10 protein-coding genes, 6 tRNA genes and 3 rRNA genes are annotated in these 16,407 nt (G+C 53.7%); all 19 read right to left on the reverse strand.

Annotation, left to right across the window (positions count from 1 at the left end):
- Nucleotides 1–3: 3 nt before the first annotated feature.
- The 19 genes from rpoB to AB5I78_RS26415 all read right to left on the reverse strand — a co-directional run bounded on the left by rpoB (nt 4) and on the right by AB5I78_RS26415 (nt 15,923).
- Entirely contained in the window at nt 4–4,077 is a 4,074-nt protein-coding gene (gene rpoB / locus AB5I78_RS26325) for a DNA-directed RNA polymerase subunit beta (RefSeq protein WP_053258275.1), read from the reverse strand.
- A 220-nt stretch (nt 4,078–4,297) separates the two neighbouring features.
- Nucleotides 4,298–4,663, reverse strand: a complete 366-nt coding sequence (gene rplL, locus AB5I78_RS26330; protein ID WP_010566858.1) for a 50S ribosomal protein L7/L12 — start codon at nt 4,661–4,663, stop codon at nt 4,298–4,300.
- Between the two features lie 78 nt (nt 4,664–4,741).
- Nucleotides 4,742–5,242, reverse strand: coding sequence for a 50S ribosomal protein L10 (gene rplJ, locus AB5I78_RS26335; RefSeq protein ID WP_010174464.1), 501 nt, complete (start codon nt 5,240–5,242; stop codon nt 4,742–4,744).
- Between the two features lie 199 nt (nt 5,243–5,441).
- Nucleotides 5,442–6,137: a 50S ribosomal protein L1 gene (rplA, locus tag AB5I78_RS26340; RefSeq protein ID WP_003232403.1), complete on the reverse strand. Its 696-nt coding sequence runs from the start codon at nt 6,135–6,137 to the stop codon at nt 5,442–5,444.
- Nucleotides 6,137–6,568 carry a 50S ribosomal protein L11 gene (rplK, locus tag AB5I78_RS26345; RefSeq protein ID WP_003176435.1) on the reverse strand — a complete coding sequence of 144 codons (432 nt, stop codon included), beginning with the start codon at nt 6,566–6,568 and terminating at the stop codon, nt 6,137–6,139. The genes rplA and rplK overlap by 1 nt, the downstream gene beginning before the upstream one ends.
- 117 nt (nt 6,569–6,685) lie before the next feature.
- Complete coding sequence (gene nusG, locus AB5I78_RS26350) at nt 6,686–7,219, reverse strand: transcription termination/antitermination protein NusG (protein ID WP_003176436.1); 534 nt, start codon at nt 7,217–7,219, stop codon at nt 6,686–6,688.
- 9 nt (nt 7,220–7,228) lie between these two features.
- A complete protein-coding gene (gene secE, locus AB5I78_RS26355) occupies nt 7,229–7,597 on the reverse strand; it encodes a preprotein translocase subunit SecE (RefSeq protein WP_003194658.1) in 369 nt (122 codons plus the stop codon).
- 45 nt (nt 7,598–7,642) lie between these two features.
- Nucleotides 7,643–7,718 (reverse strand) — tRNA-Trp (locus AB5I78_RS26360).
- Between the two features lie 161 nt (nt 7,719–7,879).
- Nucleotides 7,880–7,955 (reverse strand) — tRNA-Thr (locus AB5I78_RS26365).
- A 26-nt stretch (nt 7,956–7,981) separates the two neighbouring features.
- Nucleotides 7,982–8,055 (reverse strand) — tRNA-Gly (locus tag AB5I78_RS26370).
- A gap of 24 nt (nt 8,056–8,079) precedes the next feature.
- Nucleotides 8,080–8,164: transfer RNA gene (locus tag AB5I78_RS26375), tRNA-Tyr, on the reverse strand.
- 142 nt (nt 8,165–8,306) lie between these two features.
- Nucleotides 8,307–8,753 carry a hypothetical protein gene (locus tag AB5I78_RS26380; RefSeq protein WP_242201308.1) on the reverse strand — a complete coding sequence of 149 codons (447 nt, stop codon included), beginning with the start codon at nt 8,751–8,753 and terminating at the stop codon, nt 8,307–8,309.
- 8 nt (nt 8,754–8,761) lie between these two features.
- A complete protein-coding gene (locus AB5I78_RS26385) occupies nt 8,762–9,511 on the reverse strand; it encodes a pantothenate kinase (RefSeq protein WP_242201305.1) in 750 nt (249 codons plus the stop codon).
- Nucleotides 9,501–10,460 carry a bifunctional biotin--[acetyl-CoA-carboxylase] ligase/biotin operon repressor BirA gene (gene birA, locus AB5I78_RS26390; RefSeq protein WP_242201303.1) on the reverse strand — a complete coding sequence of 320 codons (960 nt, stop codon included), beginning with the start codon at nt 10,458–10,460 and terminating at the stop codon, nt 9,501–9,503. The genes AB5I78_RS26385 and birA overlap by 11 nt, the downstream gene beginning before the upstream one ends.
- A gap of 232 nt (nt 10,461–10,692) precedes the next feature.
- Nucleotides 10,693–10,808 (reverse strand): 5S ribosomal RNA (gene rrf / locus AB5I78_RS26395).
- A 170-nt stretch (nt 10,809–10,978) separates the two neighbouring features.
- Nucleotides 10,979–13,870: ribosomal RNA gene (locus AB5I78_RS26400) — 23S ribosomal RNA — on the reverse strand.
- 251 nt (nt 13,871–14,121) lie between these two features.
- Nucleotides 14,122–14,197: transfer RNA gene (locus tag AB5I78_RS26405), tRNA-Ala, on the reverse strand.
- A 30-nt stretch (nt 14,198–14,227) separates the two neighbouring features.
- Nucleotides 14,228–14,304, reverse strand: a tRNA-Ile gene (locus tag AB5I78_RS26410).
- Between the two features lie 82 nt (nt 14,305–14,386).
- Nucleotides 14,387–15,923: ribosomal RNA gene (locus tag AB5I78_RS26415) — 16S ribosomal RNA — on the reverse strand.
- The 16S, 23S and 5S rRNA genes sit together here with 2 tRNA genes alongside, the layout of an rRNA operon.
- Nucleotides 15,924–16,407 lie beyond the last annotated feature (484 nt).

A 16,407-nucleotide genomic window follows, 5' to 3' on the forward strand; every position in this document is an offset into this window, starting at 1 on the left:
GTGTTATTCGGTTTCCAGATCGATATCGATGCCGAGGGAACGAATTTCTTTGATCAACACGTTGAAGGACTCGGGCATGCCCGGCTCCATACGGTGATCGCCGTCCACGATGTTTTTGTACATCTTGGTCCGACCGTTCACATCGTCCGACTTCACTGTGAGCATTTCTTGCAGAGTGTAAGCAGCACCGTATGCTTCCAGTGCCCAGACCTCCATCTCCCCGAAACGCTGACCACCGAACTGAGCCTTACCACCCAGCGGCTGCTGGGTGACCAGGCTGTACGAACCGGTAGAACGAGCGTGCATCTTGTCGTCTACCAAGTGGTTCAGCTTCAGCATGTACATGTAGCCAACAGTAACCGGGCGCTCAAACTTGTTGCCGGTACGGCCGTCGAACAGCTGCATCTGGCCGCTTTCTGGCAAGTCTGCCAGTTTCAGCATGGCCTTGATTTCGCTTTCCTTGGCACCGTCGAACACCGGGGTAGCCATTGGAACGCCGCCGCGCAGGTTCTTCGCCAGATCCAGGATTTCCTGGTCGGAGAAGGTATCCAGCTCTTCGTTGCGACCGCCGATCTCGTTGTAGATCTCGTGCAGGAACTTACGCAGGTCTGCGACCTTGCGCTGCTCTTCGATCATACGGTTGATCTTCTCGCCCAGACCTTTGGCCGCGAGGCCCAGGTGGGTTTCAAGGATCTGACCAACGTTCATACGCGAAGGTACGCCCAACGGGTTGAGGACGACGTCGACCGGGGTGCCATTGGCATCGTGCGGCATGTCTTCAACCGGCATGATCACGGAGACCACACCTTTGTTACCGTGACGACCGGCCATCTTGTCGCCCGGCTGGATGCGGCGACGGATTGCCAGGTAAACCTTGACGATTTTCAGCACGCCTGGAGCCAGGTCATCGCCTTGCTGCAGTTTGCGCTTCTTGTCTTCGAACTTGTCGTCCAGCAGACGGCGACGATCAACGATGTAGGCCTGGGCCTTCTCGAGCTGCTCGTTCAGAGCATCTTCAGCCATGCGCAGTTTGAACCACTGGCCGTGCTCAAGACCGTCGAGGATTTCATCGGTGATGTCCTGACCTTTCTTCAGACCTGCGCCGCCTTCGGCCTTGTGGCCTACCAGAGCGGAACGCAGACGTTCGAAGGTCGCGCCTTCAACGATACGGAACTCTTCGTTCAGGTCCTTGCGGATCTCGTCGAGTTGAGTCTTCTCGATGGACAGTGCACGAGCATCACGCTCAACGCCGTCACGGGTGAAGACCTGTACGTCGATGACAGTACCCTTGGTACCGGTAGGTACGCGCAGGGAAGTGTCTTTAACGTCGCTGGCTTTTTCACCGAAGATGGCACGCAACAGCTTCTCTTCCGGCGTCAGTTGGGTCTCGCCTTTCGGAGTGACCTTACCGACCAGGATGTCGCCTGCGCCAACTTCAGCACCTACGTAAACGATACCGGCTTCGTCCAGTTTGTTCAGTGCAGCTTCACCCACGTTCGGGATATCTGCAGTGATTTCCTCTGGCCCAAGCTTGGTGTCACGTGCCACACAGGTCAGTTCCTGGATGTGGATCGTGGTGAAGCGGTCTTCTTGAACAACACGCTCGGACAGGCAGATGGAGTCTTCGAAGTTGAAGCCGTTCCATGCCATGAACGCGATGCGCATGTTCTGACCCAGTGCCAGCTCACCCATATCGGTGGACGGGCCGTCGGCCATGATGTCGCTACGCTGAACGCGATCACCCTTGCTCACCAGCGGACGCTGGTTAATGCAGGTGTTCTGGTTCGAGCGGGTGTATTTGGTCAGGTTGTAGATGTCGACACCGGCTTCGCCAGTTTCAACTTCGTCATCGGCAACACGAACCACGATACGGCTGGCATCAACAGAGTCGATCACGCCGCCACGACGAGCCACGACGCAAACGCCGGAGTCACGCGCTACGTTACGCTCCATGCCGGTACCTACCAGCGGCTTGTCAGCACGCAGAGTCGGTACAGCTTGACGCTGCATGTTGGAACCCATCAACGCACGGTTGGCGTCATCGTGTTCCAGGAACGGGATCAGCGACGCTGCAACAGAAACTACCTGCTTGGGCGAAACGTCCATCAAGGTGACGTCTTCCGGCGCCTTAACGGTGAACTCGTTCAAGTGACGAACAGCTACCAGCTCGTCGATCAGGACTTTCTTGTCGTTCATCGTGGCCGAAGCCTGAGCGATCACGTGATCAGCTTCTTCGATAGCGGACAGGAACACGATCTCATCGGTGACCAGAGCGTCTTTCACTACGCGGTACGGGCTCTCGAGGAAGCCGTACTGGTTAGTGCGCGCATAAGCGGCCAGGGAGTTGATCAGACCGATGTTCGGACCTTCCGGCGTTTCGATCGGGCAAACACGACCGTAGTGCGTCGGGTGAACGTCACGAACTTCAAAGCCTGCACGCTCACGGGTCAGACCGCCCGGGCCCAGTGCGGAAACACGGCGCTTGTGGGTGATCTCGGAGAGCGGGTTGTTCTGGTCCATGAACTGCGAGAGCTGGCTGGAACCGAAGAACTCTTTCACCGCCGCAGCCACTGGCTTGGCGTTGATCAGGTCTTGCGGCATCAGGCCTTCGCTTTCAGCCATCGACAGACGCTCTTTGACCGCACGTTCTACACGTACCAGGCCAACGCGGAACTGGTTCTCGGCCATTTCGCCTACGCAGCGAACACGACGGTTACCCAGGTGGTCGATGTCATCGACGATGCCTTTACCGTTACGGATGTCGACCAGAGTCTTCAGTACCGCGACGATGTCTTCCTTGCACAACACGCCCGAACCTTCGATCTCGGTACGACCGATACGACGGTTGAACTTCATCCGGCCGACCGCAGACAGGTCATAGCGCTCAGGGCTGAAGAACAGGTTGTTGAACAGGGTCTCGGCAGCGTCTTTGGTTGGTGGCTCACCAGGACGCATCATGCGATAGATCTCGACCAGCGCTTCCAATTGGTTGCTGGTGGAGTCGATCTTCAGTGTGTCGGAGATGAACGGACCGCAGTCGATGTCGTTTGTGTACAAAGTCTCGATGCGAACAACCTGAGCCTTGGCGATTTTCGCCAGGATCTCGGTGTTCAGCTCGGTGTTGCACTCAGCCAGGATTTCGCCTGTCGCCGGGTGAACGATGACCTTGGCGGTGGTGCGACCCAGGACGTAGTCCAAAGGCACGTCCAGCGACTTGATACCGGCTTTTTCGATCTGGTTGATGTGGCGCGCAGTAATACGGCGGCCGGCTTCAACGATGACCTTGCCGTTTTCATCCTGGATATCCAGGACAGCAATTTCACCACGCAGACGCGAAGCAATCAGTTCCAGGCTGAGGGTTTCATCCTTCAGGCTGAATACGTTGGTGGTGTAGAAGGCATCCAGCACCTGCTCGGTGGTATAGCCGAGCGCGCGCAGCAGTACCGAGGCCGGCAGCTTGCGACGACGGTCGATACGCACGAACACGCAGTCTTTCGGGTCGAACTCGAAGTCCAACCACGAACCGCGGTACGGAATGATCCGCGCGGAGTACAGGAGCTTACCGGAGCTGTGCGTCTTGCCGCGGTCGTGGTCGAAGAACACGCCCGGGGAACGGTGCAGCTGGGAAACGATAACGCGCTCGGTACCGTTGATAACGAAGGTACCGTTTTCAGTCATCAATGGGATTTCGCCCATGTAGACTTCTTGCTCTTTGATGTCCTTGATCGCTTTGTTCGACGATTCTTTGTCGAAAATGATCAGACGGACTTTTACCCGCAAAGGTACGGCGTACGTAACACCGCGCAACACGCATTCTTTGACATCAAATGCCGGTTCGCCCAGGCGATAACCGACGTACTCCAGCGCAGCATTGCCGGAGTAGCTGATGATCGGGAAAACGGATTTGAAGGCCGCATGCAGGCCCACGTCGCGGAACTGATCTTTAGTCGCTCCCGCTTGCAAGAATTCACGATACGAATCCAGCTGGATAGCCAGAAGGTACGGGACATCCATGACGTCCGGCAACTTGCTAAAGTCCTTGCGGATACGTTTTTTCTCAGTATATGAGTAAGCCATCAGCGTTCCCCAGCTTGGTCACCTGCTTGTTTGGCCCCTCCCGACGGGAGCAGCCAGAAAATCTCGCAAACCCCATGGTTTGCACCACCGCATCGGGTGGCTACAGCGCGTTAGTGGCGGCGACCGAGTCGACAGCCAAGAACGGAAAAAGGCCGGTGGCAAGAGCCACCAGCCATCAGCCTTCAGCTTAACGCTTGGGCTGGAGACGCAAGGTCGATGCTTACTTCAGCTCGACTTTAGCGCCTGCTTCTTCCAGCACTGCTTTGGCTTTGTCAGCGGCGTCTTTGGACACTGCTTCCAGAACCTGGGCAGGAGCGCCGTCAACTACAGCCTTGGCTTCTTTCAGGCCCAGACCGGTCAGTTCACGAACTGCCTTGATCACGTTTACTTTCTTCTCGCCAGCTTCCAGCAGCATGACGTTGAATTCGGTTTGCTCTTCAGCAGCAACAGCAGCAACAGCTGGGCCAGCGGAAGCAGCGGCAGCGGAAACGCCGAATTTTTCTTCGAAAGCTTTGATCAGCTCAACAACCTGCAGAACCGACATTTCAGCTACGGCGTTGAGGATATCTTCTTGGGAGATAGACATTACTGTATTTCCTGAATTGGGGGACGGCCTACGCGGCCATCGAAATAAACAAAAATACGCGAAAGGAGGTGCTCAGCCTTAGGCTGCGGCAGCTTCTTTTTGCTCGCGAACTGCAGCCAGAGTACGAGCCAGCTTGCTGGTAGCGCCTTGAATCACGCTCATCAGCTGCGAAATAGCTTCGTTACGGGTCGGCAGTGTTGCCAGTACGTCGATTTGGTTAGCTGCGAGGAACTTGCCCTCGAACGCAGCTGCCTTGATCTCGAACTTATCCTGACTCTTGGCGAATTCTTTGAACAAACGGGCAGCAGCGCCTGGATGTTCTTTGGAGAACGCGATCAGAGTCGGGCCGGTGAACACGTCGTTGAGAACACTGTATTCAGTGTCAGCAACAGCGCGCTTGAGCAGGGTGTTACGTACAACACGTACGTATACGCCAGCTTCACGAGCCTCTTTACGGAGTCCGGTCATAGCGCCTACTGTCACACCACGGGCATCAGCCACGACAGCGGACAGAGCAGCTTTGGCAGCCTCGTTGACTTCAGCGACGATGGCCTTCTTGTCTTCGAGATTAATTGCCACGGGTTTAACTCCTGCTTGTTACCGTTTCATCTGGCCGAAGCCGGATGTCGTTTTGGTGTCTGATTCGGTAAGGAACCGGGAGCACCATCTGCGTAGGCTTGTGGTTTAAGACTTGCGCCGCCTACGGTCTTGGATAGCCCCCGCCAGGCAGGGACCCCAATTTTTTCAATCAGCGCGATCTCTCGCGCCAACTTGTGTCTTATACGTCCAGCGAGCCTTGGTCGATGACCAGACCTGGGCCCATAGTGGTGCTCAGGGTAACGCGCTTGACGTAGATACCTTTCGAGGAAGCTGGCTTGATACGCTTCAGATCAGCGATCAGGGCTTCAACGTTTTCCTTCAGCTTGACGGCATCGAAGCCGACTTTGCCAACGGAGGTGTGAATGATGCCGTTTTTGTCGGTGCGATAACGAACCTGACCAGCCTTGGCGTTTTTAACCGCGGTAGCTACGTCTGGCGTTACGGTGCCGACTTTAGGGTTAGGCATCAGACCACGTGGACCGAGGATCTGACCCAACTGACCTACAACGCGCATTGCATCCGGGGAGGCAATAACTACGTCGTAGTTCAGGTCGCCGCCTTTCATTTCGGCAGCCAGGTCGTCCATGCCAACGCGATCAGCGCCGGCGGCCAGAGCAGCTTCAGCTGCCGGGCCTTGGGTGAAGACAGCAACACGTACAGTCTTGCCAGTACCGTGTGGCAGCACAGTAGCGCTACGAACGACCTGGTCGGATTTACGTGGGTCAACACCCAGGTTTACAGCAACGTCAACGGACTCGCTGAACTTGACAGTCGACAGCTCGGTCAGCAGGGCAGCAGCGTCTACAAAGTTGTAGGCCTTGCCTGCTTCGATTTTGCCGGCGATAGCCTTTTGGCGCTTGGTCAGCTTAGCCATTACACACCCTCCACGTTAAGGCCCATGCTACGAGCAGAACCGGCGATGGTACGCACGGCTGCATCCATATCAGCTGCAGTCAGATCCGCGTTTTTGGTTTTCGCGATTTCTTCCAGCTGAGCACGAGTTACGGTGCCAACCTTAACGGTGTTAGGACGAGCGGAACCGCTAGTCAGACCTGCAGCCTTCTTCAGCAAAACCGAAGCCGGGGTCGACTTGGTTTCGAAAGTGAAGCTACGGTCGCTGTATACAGTGATGATCACTGGAGTCGGCAGACCTGGCTCAAGACCCTGAGTACGGGCGTTGAAGGCCTTGCAGAATTCCATGATGTTCACGCCGTGCTGACCCAGAGCTGGGCCGACAGGTGGACTTGGGTTGGCCTGAGCGGCCTTCACTTGCAGCTTGATGTAAGCGGTAATCTTCTTGGCCATGAGGCACTCCAATTACGGGTTCAAACGCCTCGAAAGGCTCCCCGGTTACTTGCGCGTTTATCCCAGTGACGACAAAACCCCACAGCCTAGGGCTGCGGGGTTGGGATGCTTGCTCAGCTAGACCTTTTCGACCTGGCTGAACTCCAGCTCTACCGGAGTAGAACGACCGAAAATGAGCACTGCCACTTGGATCCGGCTCTTTTCGTAGTTAACTTCTTCGACGGTGCCGTTGAAATCAGCAAACGGACCATCTGTGACACGAACAACCTCACCCGGCTCGAACAACGTCTTCGGCTTAGGTTTGTCGCTGCCGTCAGCAACACGACGCAGAATCGCTTCCGCCTCTTTGTCAGTGATCGGAGCAGGCTTATCAGCAGTACCGCCGATGAAACCCATGACACGAGGAGTGTCCTTGACCAAGTGCCAAGTACCTTCATTCATGTCCATCTGAACCAGCACGTAGCCAGGGAAGAACTTGCGTTCGCTTTTACGCTTTTGGCCATTCCGCATTTCAACCACTTCTTCAGTGGGAACCAGAATTTCGCCGAAGCCATCTTCCATGCCTGCCAGCTTTACGCGCTCTAGCAAAGAGCGCATGACATGCTTCTCGTAACCCGAGTAAGCATGCACAACGTACCAACGCTTAGCCACGGGACACCCTTAGCCAACAATCAAGGAAACAAGCCAGCCGAGCAGGGAATCAAGCCCCCACAACAGCAACGCCATAACCAGAACAACAGCCACAACAATCAACGTGGTCTGCGTGGTTTCTTGGCGAGTCGGCCAAACGACTTTACGGATTTCTGTGCGAGCTTCCTTTACCAGGACTGCGAAAGACTTGCCTTTGGCAGTCTGCAGGCCTACAAAGGCAGCTACAGCAGCAAGGGCAAGCAAAGCAAGTACGCGGTACAGGATCGGCGAAGCAGAATAGTACTGATTGCCAACAACGCCTACGACCACCAATGCGACTACAGCAAGCCACTTGACCAGATCGAAACGAGAGCTTTGAGCTTCAGCCTTAGGAGTCATCTATGAAGATCCTGTGAAAAGAAAGCCAGACACACCACGTGAATCTGGCAGGTCAGGAGGGAATCGAACCCCCAACCTACGGTTTTGGAGACCGTCGCTCTGCCAATTGAGCTACTGACCTAAAACAAAATCAGGCCGACCATTATGCAGGCCTGAAAAAGACTTTACAACAACCAACCCCAAGAGACTTGAAACCACCCAACATCAAAGCCAGGCAAAACACCATCAAGCCGAGGTAGCTGTTAAAACAAAGGCAGATATTTTCATATCTGCCTTGTTATATGGAGCTCTTGAGCGGATTTGAACCGCTGACCTCACCCTTACCAAGGGTGTGCTCTACCAACTGAGCTACAAGAGCAAAACACCGTGCACAACCTGCAAACTTGGAGCGGGTAGCGGGAATCGAACCCGCATCATCAGCTTGGAAGGCTGAGGTTCTACCACTAAACTATACCCGCGGAGCTTGCAGCTCACGCTAAAAATGGTGGAGGGGGAAGGATTCGAACCTTCGAAGTCGTAGACGTCAGATTTACAGTCTGATCCCTTTGGCCGCTCGGGAACCCCTCCTAAGCGAGCCGGCATTCTACATCACGCCGGCCTTCTGTCAAGCATTTTCTCATTAAAAATATGAGGTTAGCTGCGTTGACCTTCGCTTCACGCTGTAGACCGTAAAGGTCTTCACTGCGAAGCGGGCGCCATTCTATGCAAACTATTCGACAGTTGCAACGCCTTCGCACAACATTATTTTATGTTTTAACTCATTGAATTCCTTAGCAAGGTTTTCAAAGGACAGATCATCGGCCAGTCGCCTGCTTTCAGGGGACACACGAAGCCAATAGCCGGTAGTGCCCGGCACATCGAGCAGTTGCACCTTGACCTTTATATCCAGGCTCATCAGACGCTGCTCAAGCAACTGCGCTTGTCGCTTATCAGCAAAGCCACCTATGTATAAGCATGTATTTTGTGGCTCAGGGGCGTTTGCCCGATCACGGCGGACAACCGAATCAGAAGATTCACTCAATAGCCGGATGTCTTGCTGAGAGCCGCGATAGAGGCTCAGAGGCGTAACGTCCTTGGCGCGCAACGGCGCCTCTTGTTGATGCCATATGTAATAGAAGGCATTGAGAACGAGCAAGAGCAAAAACAGCCAACGCATAAAAAACCTCAGGACAAAGGGCACGCCATCGCCAGCCCCACAAAAACGAGATCCGGTACAAAACGAGCCTGCGGTACGGCATCCGAGACCAGGTCAGCATCCCCACCCGTCAGGAAAACTGTGAAATCATCCCCCCAATAGCGCCGAGCCAACTCAAGCTGGGTCAATACAAACCCTCGAAGCATGAGGGCGCAGCCACGCTCAACGGCCTCAACAGTGGTTCGACCTGGGGAAAGACGCTCCATGGCCTGCTCAGCCGCGGCATCGTCGTAGCGGATCTTGCGGGTGTGTGTTCGCAACTGACTGCGCATCAGAGGCATTCCAGGGCATATAAAGCCTCCTAGATGCTCACCATCAGCAGCGATAAAGTCCGCAGTCGCTGCGGTACCGAAGTCGAGCACCAAGCAAGCACCCGGCGCCAACTTGAAACCGCCAAGCATTGCCAACCAGCGATCAAGACCGAGGCGCTCGTATTCTTCATAACCGTTGCGCACTCCCGCCATTTCTCTTGCTGAGGCAGCGCAAGACACTGTGACACCAAAAGCCTCCTGCAATGCTTCAACCAACTTTCCAGTTTCCTCTGAAGCACGAACACTCACCAGACGGCATCGTGTCAGCAGCAGACCCGGAATGGCGGTCAGACTTTCTATTAATGCGAGATCTGAACCGACAACACCCTCTGCGCGGGCGCCAGCGCTCTGCGCCTCGAGTACCCGCCACTTAATAAAGCTATTTCCACAGTCGAGCTCAAGAATCATCGCGCAGCCTCAGGCTTAACTCACCACCGCTATATATTTTCTCGACACCATCGACGTCCAGACGCAGCGCGCCCTGGTGATCAATCCCCAGCACAACCCCATCAATCTGATTGACGCCCGCAATGAGAGTCACGGCCCTACCCTGCCACAAATGATTTCGCTCCCACTCCTCCTGCAACGCAGTAAAGCCAAAGGCCTTGTGGCGCTCCAGGTGACTTTGCAGCTGTAGACTTAGCCGTGCAACCAGGTAATTACGATCGACAGGCGAGCATGTTTCCAATTGCACCGAGGTCCACTGCTGATCTACCTCAGCAGCCTGCTGCATGTTCACGTTAATGCCTATCCCGAGCACCACGTGGCAGATGTCTGCAGGGTCACCCACTAACTCAAGCAAGATGCCGGCAATTTTCTTGCGCCCTACGAGGACGTCGTTTGGCCACTTCAGTGCCGCGCCCTGCACACCTGAATCACGCAACGCCTGCATGACCGCCAATCCCACTACGAGGCTAAGACCCTCCAACTGCCGCAGCCCACCCTCGATGCGCAATACAAGGCTGTAGTAGACATTCTGAGCGAATGGACTCACCCACGTGCGACCTCGCCTCCCCCTGCCGGCTGTCTGCTGCTCAGCAAGCACCAGAAATGGCGCAGCAACGCCGGCGTCGACAAGACGCAACGCTTCAGCATTAGTGGAGTCGATTGAGTCAGAGATGTGAACGGGCCATGCCAAAGAAGCGGCATTCACTGCAATTTCTTCTTTGCTCAGGAACACCAGTGGCGAAGCCAGTTGATACCCCTTGCCGCGAATTTTATGAATAGGCAAATTCAGCTCTGCCTCAAGGTGCTGGAGCTGCTTCCAAACAGCACTGCGGCTGACACCCAGGGCGGCACCCAGCGCTTCTCCGGAATGGAATCGGCCATCTTTCAGAAGTTCTAACAACGTCAGCATGCAAGTATCGCCTCACAATGAGGCACGCATGATAGCCATGCGTAAGGCCATTGCATAGAAAGGCCGGGATTTAGCGCCCATAGCCCGGAGGTAGCGGGAAGACTGGAGGCTGCGCCTACCAGGAAAGCACACATTATCGTTGACACGCATCGCGAGCCTTTACACCTGCGCTTTTCGACCGCCCAAAACAAAGCCCCTGTTTGCGCTAGCAAACAGGGGCTTTGGAATTTAATCTTGACGATGACCTACTCTCACATGGGGAAACCCCACACTACCATCGGCGATGCATCGTTTCACTGCTGAGTTCGGGATGGGATCAGGTGGTTCCAATGCTCTATGGTCGTCAAGAAATTCGGGTACTGAGTCGTGACCATGCGGTCTCGCTTCAGCAAATTGGGTATGTGACAGCTTTCGGTGTTTTGTGAGATTCGAACTTTCGGTTCATTTCGTCTTCACACACCGCAATCTGGTGCTCTTTCGCTTTTCAGCTTGAAGCAAGCAAATTGCTTGGGTGTTATATGGTCAAGCCTCACGGGCAATTAGTATTGGTTAGCTCAACGCCTCACAGCGCTTACACACCCAACCTATCAACGTCGTAGTCTTCGACGGCCCTTCAGGGAACTCAAGGTTCCAGTGAGATCTCATCTTGAGGCTAGTTTCCCGCTTAGATGCTTTCAGCGGTTATCTATTCCGAACATAGCTACCCGGCAATGCCACTGGCGTGACAACCGGAACACCAGAGGTTCGTCCACTCCGGTCCTCTCGTACTAGGAGCAGCCCCTCTCAAATCTCAAACGTCCACGGCAGATAGGGACCGAACTGTCTCACGACGTTCTAAACCCAGCTCGCGTACCACTTTAAATGGCGAACAGCCATACCCTTGGGACCGGCTTCAGCCCCAGGATGTGATGAGCCGACATCGAGGTGCCAAACACCGCCGTCGATATGAACTCTTGGGCGGTATCAGCCTGTTATCCCCGGAGTACCTTTTATCCGTTGAGCGATGGCCCTTCCATACAGAACCACCGGATCACTAAGACCTACTTTCGTACCTGCTCGACGTGTCTGTCTCGCAGTCAAGCGCGCTTTTGCCTTTATACTCTACGACCGATTTCCGACCGGTCTGAGCGCACCTTCGTACTCCTCCGTTACTCTTTAGGAGGAGACCGCCCCAGTCAAACTACCCACCATACACTGTCCTCGATCCGGATAACGGACCTGAGTTAGAACCTCAAAGTTGCCAGGGTGGTATTTCAAGGTTGGCTCCACGCAGACTGGCGTCCACGCTTCAAAGCCTCCCACCTATCCTACACAAGCAAATTCAAAGTCCAGTGCAAAGCTATAGTAAAGGTTCACGGGGTCTTTCCGTCTAGCCGCGGATACACTGCATCTTCACAGCGATTTCAATTTCACTGAGTCTCGGGTGGAGACAGCGCCGCCATCGTTACGCCATTCGTGCAGGTCGGAACTTACCCGACAAGGAATTTCGCTACCTTAGGACCGTTATAGTTACGGCCGCCGTTTACCGGGGCTTCGATCAAGAGCTTCGCGTTAGCTAACCCCATCAATTAACCTTCCGGCACCGGGCAGGCGTCACACCCTATACGTCCACTTTCGTGTTTGCAGAGTGCTGTGTTTTTAATAAACAGTCGCAGCGGCCTGGTATCTTCGACCGGCATGAGCTTACGGAGCAAGTCCTTCACCCTCACCGGCGCACCTTCTCCCGAAGTTACGGTGCCATTTTGCCTAGTTCCTTCACCCGAGTTCTCTCAAGCGCCTTGGTATTCTCTACCCAACCACCTGTGTCGGTTTGGGGTACGGTTCCTGGTTACCTGAAGCTTAGAAGCTTTTCTTGGAAGCATGGCATCAACCACTTCGTTAACTAAAAGTTAACTCGTCATCAGCTCTCGGCCTTAAGATCCCGGATTTACCTAAGATCTCAGCCTACCACCTTAAACTTGGACAACCAACGCCAAGCTGGCCTAGCCTTCTCCGTCCCTCCATCGCAATAACCAGAAGTACAGGAATATTAACCTGTTTTCCATCGACTACGCTTTTCAGCCTCGCCTTAGGGACCGACTAACCCTGCGTCGATTAACGTTGCGCAGGAAACCTTGGTCTTTCGGCGTGGGTGTTTTTCACACCCATTGTCGTTACTCATGTCAGCATTCGCACTTCTGATACCTCCAGCAAGCTTCTCAACTCACCTTCACAGGCTTACAGAACGCTCCTCTACCGCATCACTTACGTGATACCCGTAGCTTCGGTGTATGGTTTGAGCCCCGTTACATCTTCCGCGCAGGCCGACTCGACTAGTGAGCTATTACGCTTTCTTTAAAGGGTGGCTGCTTCTAAGCCAACCTCCTAGCTGTCTAAGCCTTCCCACATCGTTTCCCACTTAACCATAACTTTGGGACCTTAGCTGACGGTCTGGGTTGTTTCCCTTTTCACGACGGACGTTAGCACCCGCCGTGTGTCTCCCATGCTCGGCACTTGTAGGTATTCGGAGTTTGCATCGGTTTGGTAAGTCGGGATGACCCCCTAGCCGAAACAGTGCTCTACCCCCTACAGTGATACATGAGGCGCTACCTAAATAGCTTTCGAGGAGAACCAGCTATCTCCGAGCTTGATTAGCCTTTCACTCCGATCCACAGGTCATCCGCTAACTTTTCAACGGTAGTCGGTTCGGTCCTCCAGTTAGTGTTACCCAACCTTCAACCTGCCCATGGATAGATCGCCCGGTTTCGGGTCTATTCCCAGCGACTAGACGCCCTATTAAGACTCGCTTTCGCTACGCCTCCCCTATTCGGTTAAGCTCGCCACTGAAAATAAGTCGCTGACCCATTATACAAAAGGTACGCAGTCACAGAACAAAGTCTGCTCCCACTGCTTGTACGCATACGGTTTCAGGATCTATTTCACTCCCCTCTCCGGGGTTCTTTTCGCCTTTCCCTCACGGTACTAGTTCACTATCGGTCAGTCAGTAGTATTTAGCCTTGGAGGATGGTCCCCCCATATTCAGACAAAGTTTCTCGTGCTCCGTCCTACTCGATTTCATGACTAAGAGATTTTCGCGTACAGGGCTATCACCCACTATGGCCGCACTTTCCAGAGCGTTCCGCTAATCTCAAAGCCACTTAAGGGCTAGTCCCCGTTCGCTCGCCACTACTAAGGGAATCTCGGTTGATTTCTTTTCCTCAGGGTACTTAGATGTTTCAGTTCCCCTGGTTCGCCCCTTACACCTATGTATTCAGTGTAAGGTAACCATCTTATGATGGCTGGGTTCCCCCATTCAGACATCTCCGGATCAAAGTCTGTTTGCCGACTCCCCGAAGCTTTTCGCAGGCTACCACGTCTTTCATCGCCTCTGACTGCCAAGGCATCCACCGTATGCGCTTCTTCACTTGACCATATAACCCCAAGCAATCTGGTTATACTGTGAAGACAACATTCGCCGAAAATTCGATAATACTCAATTACGAGTAACTCACAAATTTTACCTTAGCCTGATCCGTTACCAGTGAAAGTAACGTTCAGTCTATCTTTCTATCACATACCCAAATTTTTAAAGAACGATCTAATCAAAGACTAGAAATCAACATTCACCATCACCTGGATGGAATGCTCATTTCTAAGCTTTCAAAACTTTCAGAAGCAGTAGTGGTGGAGCCAAACGGGATCGAACCGTTGACCTCCTGCGTGCAAGGCAGGCGCTCTCCCAGCTGAGCTATGGCCCCGTATTTCTACAGGCGTTTCCCACACAAAATTGGTGGGTCTGGGCAGATTCGAACTGCCGACCTCACCCTTATCAGGGGTGCGCTCTAACCAACTGAGCTACAGACCCAATTTCGGGCTGCTTCTTATCGTCTTCTTCAATGAATCAAGCAATTCGTGTGGGAACTTATGGAGCAGCTGATGTCGTCGATTAAGGAGGTGATCCAGCCGCAGGTTCCCCTACGGCTACCTTGTTACGACTTCACCCCAGTCATGAATCACACCGTGGTAACCGTCCTCCCGAAGGTTAGACTAGCTACTTCTGGTGCAACCCACTCCCATGGTGTGACGGGCGGTGTGTACAAGGCCCGGGAACGTATTCACCGCGACATTCTGATTCGCGATTACTAGCGATTCCGACTTCACGCAGTCGAGTTGCAGACTGCGATCCGGACTACGATCGGTTTTATGGGATTAGCTCCACCTCGCGGCTTGGCAACCCTCTGTACCGACCATTGTAGCACGTGTGTAGCCCAGGCCGTAAGGGCCATGATGACTTGACGTCATCCCCACCTTCCTCCGGTTTGTCACCGGCAGTCTCCTTAGAGTGCCCACCATTACGTGCTGGTAACTAAGGACAAGGGTTGCGCTCGTTACGGGACTTAACCCAACATCTCACGACACGAGCTGACGACAGCCATGCAGCACCTGTCTCAATGTTCCCGAAGGCACCAATCTATCTCTAGAAAGTTCATTGGATGTCAAGGCCTGGTAAGGTTCTTCGCGTTGCTTCGAATTAAACCACATGCTCCACCGCTTGTGCGGGCCCCCGTCAATTCATTTGAGTTTTAACCTTGCGGCCGTACTCCCCAGGCGGTCAACTTAATGCGTTAGCTGCGCCACTAAAAGCTCAAGGCTTCCAACGGCTAGTTGACATCGTTTACGGCGTGGACTACCAGGGTATCTAATCCTGTTTGCTCCCCACGCTTTCGCACCTCAGTGTCAGTATTAGTCCAGGTGGTCGCCTTCGCCACTGGTGTTCCTTCCTATATCTACGCATTTCACCGCTACACAGGAAATTCCACCACCCTCTACCATACTCTAGTCAGTCAGTTTTGAATGCAGTTCCCAGGTTGAGCCCGGGGATTTCACATCCAACTTAACAAACCACCTACGCGCGCTTTACGCCCAGTAATTCCGATTAACGCTTGCACCCTCTGTATTACCGCGGCTGCTGGCACAGAGTTAGCCGGTGCTTATTCTGTCGGTAACGTCAAAACACTAACGTATTAGGTTAATGCCCTTCCTCCCAACTTAAAGTGCTTTACAATCCGAAGACCTTCTTCACACACGCGGCATGGCTGGATCAGGCTTTCGCCCATTGTCCAATATTCCCCACTGCTGCCTCCCGTAGGAGTCTGGACCGTGTCTCAGTTCCAGTGTGACTGATCATCCTCTCAGACCAGTTACGGATCGTCGCCTTGGTGAGCCATTACCTCACCAACTAGCTAATCCGACCTAGGCTCATCTGATAGCGCAAGGCCCGAAGGTCCCCTGCTTTCTCCCGTAGGACGTATGCGGTATTAGCGTCCGTTTCCGAACGTTATCCCCCACTACCAGGCAGATTCCTAGGCATTACTCACCCGTCCGCCGCTCTCAAGAGAAGCAAGCTTCTCTCTACCGCTCGACTTGCATGTGTTAGGCCTGCCGCCAGCGTTCAATCTGAGCCATGATCAAACTCTTCAGTTCAAACATCTTTGGGTTTTTAAGAAACCCTAAACTTGGCTCAGCAATCGTTGGTTACATCTTTGATTTCTCGCGGAGTAACTTGTGATGCTGATAATCTTGTTGACTATCAGTCTGACTCCACAAGCACCCACACGAATTGCTTGATTCAGTTGTTAAAGAGCGGTTGGTTAAGATCTTTCGTCTCAACCGAGGCGCGCATTCTACAGCAGCCTCATTTGCTGTCAAGTGATTATTTTCAGAAGTTTTCGAAGATTTCTTCAACAACTTCAACCACTTGCGCTTCCGATCTCTCGTTAGCGGGAGGCGAATTCTACAGCGTTACACGCTGCTGTCAACACCTCTTTTTCTCCGCTTTCGACCGAGAAGATCGAAACGTTAATAGAGCCAAACAACACTGCCCTACCAACTCCTTCTGGGCTTCGATGAACTGAAGCAACTCGCTGTCGAATCTCGCGTAACTCTTTGTTTACCAAGGAGTTTTTCG

The sequence above is a fragment of the Pseudomonas sp. N2-3-1-14 genome, assembly GCF_041228395.1.
Classification (GTDB): Bacteria; Pseudomonadota; Gammaproteobacteria; order Pseudomonadales; family Pseudomonadaceae; genus Aquipseudomonas.